Source organism: Kitasatospora sp. NPDC086801 (assembly GCF_044745805.1).
Lineage (GTDB): Bacteria > Actinomycetota > Actinomycetes > Streptomycetales > Streptomycetaceae > Kitasatospora.
Genome location: NZ_JBIVAX010000097.1, coordinates 1 through 2,625, shown reverse-complemented (window position 1 = coordinate 2,625; position 2,625 = coordinate 1). Strand labels below are relative to the sequence as shown.

At 71.0% G+C, this 2,625-nt stretch carries 1 protein-coding gene and 1 tRNA gene; one reads left to right on the top strand and one right to left on the bottom strand.

The genetic code is table 11. From position 1 onward, the window contains the following. Window positions 1-259 precede the first annotated feature (259 nt). Entirely contained in the window at window positions 260-2,167 is a 1,908-nt protein-coding gene (locus ACIPLC_RS38100; RefSeq protein WP_400477649.1) for an SMI1/KNR4 family protein, read from the bottom strand. Window positions 2,168-2,350: 183 nt separating this feature from the next. Here ACIPLC_RS38100 and ACIPLC_RS38095 point away from each other — a divergent pair. Next, window positions 2,351-2,431, top strand: a tRNA-Tyr gene (locus ACIPLC_RS38095). Window positions 2,432-2,625: the final 194 nt, after the last annotated feature.

Sequence of the window (2,625 nt, the reverse complement as noted above, 5' to 3'; positions counted from 1 at the left end):
CAGCACGGCGCCAGCCCCGCGATCTGCCGGAGGCGGCAAGGCCACACGTTCAGGCGACGACAGAACGGACTTAATCTCTCATTCCGCCCTCTCAGGGAGTGGCCCGGGGCACGGTGTCGGCGACCTTGGTCGACTGGCTGTCGACGACCAGGGCCACCGGCCAGGCGCTGCGGCCCGCGCGCAGGCGCCTCCGGCGGCGTAGCAGGTCGAGGATCCTGGGCAGGGTGCCGTCCTTGGCCCAGCGGGCGAAGAACCCGAATCAGCGTGCGGCATCCCCGTTCATGCTGATCACGGCGTAGGTCTCCCCGTTTCCCGGCGGTCGCGTCCATGAGCGGGTGGTGAACGTGTGCAGCCGCCCGTTCGTGATCGCGTGGCGCGGCAGGTGGACACCGAACTCGCCGGTCACGGCCTCCAGCAGTGCGCGTTCCGCCTCGGTGCCCTCCGCCCGGGAGCCGAAGAACCGGTCCGGGTCCAGTGCCCGTGGTATCTGCCCGGTTCGGTGTATCTCTCCGTCCGCGTACGTGAAGGCGTACTGTTCGGCGCCGTCCTGCGCCACGGAAAGGTGGAAGAACGGTTCCCCGCGCCAGGTCCTCAGGCCGCTCCACACGACCACCGCGCGGGTACCCGCGCTGGCGGCCGCGGCCGGGGAGACGAATCGCCGCGGGTCGAAGTGCGCAGGGTCACGGTCGAGGGCGAAGCTCCAACGGGCACCGGCCCGGCCGACCGCCATGAGGGCCTTGTCGTCGTAGGACGAGAACTCCCTCTGCCCGCAGAGCAATCGGCGGCGCGCTTCGTCGGAGGTCATGGGATCGTCCAGTGCCGCCTCGTTCCCGTCCGCGAGGCGTCCGGGCAGGTCCTCCGGCTCCACGCCTTCGACCAGGACGAACCGGTAGGACGTGAGGTTGTGGTGGGCGTCCGGGTCCGCGAGCCAGGCCAGGTCGTCCGGGTCGTGGCCGGCCGCCCGGCTCGGTGCCTCACCCGCCTGTCCACCCCTGGGGGTGGACAGCAGCTCGCGGCCCCGTTCCGGGGTCAGCAGGGGTCCGAGCAGGGGGTCGGCCACCCACCCCAGAGGCGCCAGGTGGTCGGGCCCCAGCGGCTGCCATACCGGCAGAGCGTCCATCAGCGTCCGCCATGCCCCGTCGGTGTCGCCCCACCGCGCCAGCTCCCGTGCCCGTTCGACCGCTTCCCCGAACGGTCCGGCCGCCGTGTACCGGTACGTGCCGTTGCGCACCTGCTCCAGCGTCGCGTAGGCCAGCGACACCACGTCGTCACCGGCTCCCCGCAGGTGGAACATCAGCGTGGAATCGTCCCGGTACGAGTGCGCCGCGTGCTCGGCGACCAGCGCCGGCAGCAGCTCGGGCGCATACCGCGGGTCGGTCACCACGTCCTCGAAGTACACCATGTACGTCCGTCCGAGCAGGCGGCGTATCTGGTCACCCAGCCCGACGGCCCGCGGCCTGCCGTACTCCCTCGCCTCGTCCAGCGCGTGCCCGGCCCGTTCCCAGTCACCGCGCAGCGCCTCCAGCCGGGCCCGCTCCACCAGGGCGTCCAGCTCTCGTGTCGAGTCGTTGGCGAACTCCGGCTCCCCGTCGGCCCGGCGTGCCCGCAGGCGGTGGAACTCCCGGTACATGCCCCGCATGAACTCGACGAAGTTCGCGTACCGCTCGGGTGGCGCGGCCAGCCAGCTCGCCCACGTGTACACGGCCCACTCGCCGTCCTCGTCCACGTCTTCGGGATCCAGCAGGACGTGGGTGATGTCGGACTCGACGTCGAGCTGGAGCCCGCGCCGCCAGATGTCCGCATCCCGCCGCTCGGCGGGTCCGGCGTCGTCGTCCAGGTGTTCCTCGAACACGTCCGCGAGCCCGGACTCATTGTCGTGCCAGCGCGCGTCCGTGCTCCCCGCCAGCAGCCAGATGAACCCGCCGGCGTGCCGCCACCCGTCGCTGACCTTGAGGAACTCCCGGTAGGACGGGGGCATCCGTCGACCGAGGCGCTCCTCCATGGCGACGATCCGTTCCTCGGACGCGGGCGGGAACCCCAACCACCGAACCCGTCGGGCGGCTTCATCCTCCTGATTTCGCGTCTCGTCATCGGGTAGGGAATCCGACCACTCCCCGCTCCATCTGAGCAGGAACGGCCGCCAGTCGAACGGTGTCGCATTCGTCATGCGCCCGATGCTGCCATCCGCCACTGACACTGCTCTGTGATGCCAAGCGGCACGGGGACGGCCACCGACGCGTCTCGCGGCTGTCCTGGACCGTCCCCGCGAGCGCGGGGCCGACCTCGGTCTTGAAAACCGTTGGGGCGTGATGAGCATCCGTGTGGGTTCGACCCCCACCTCCTCCGCCAGGGGCGAGCCGGGCACTGGAGCGCCCACGGGCCTGTAAAGCCCCCGTTTCGGCTGTGACGGTTCGGCTCCGTCCTCGCACCACTTCCTCGACTTCGGCCAGGCTCCGGCGGAATGAGGGGGCGGCGCCGCCTTGGCACGGGCGGTGAACGTCTGCCTCCCCGCCGGCGGGTGGGTGGCGAGCCTCCTAGTACTCCAGCTGTAGATCGCTCTTTGGGCTGCTGGTGCCTACGCTTTCCGCGGTTTGCGGCGCTTGCCGCAGCTGCCGTGTGGCCGGT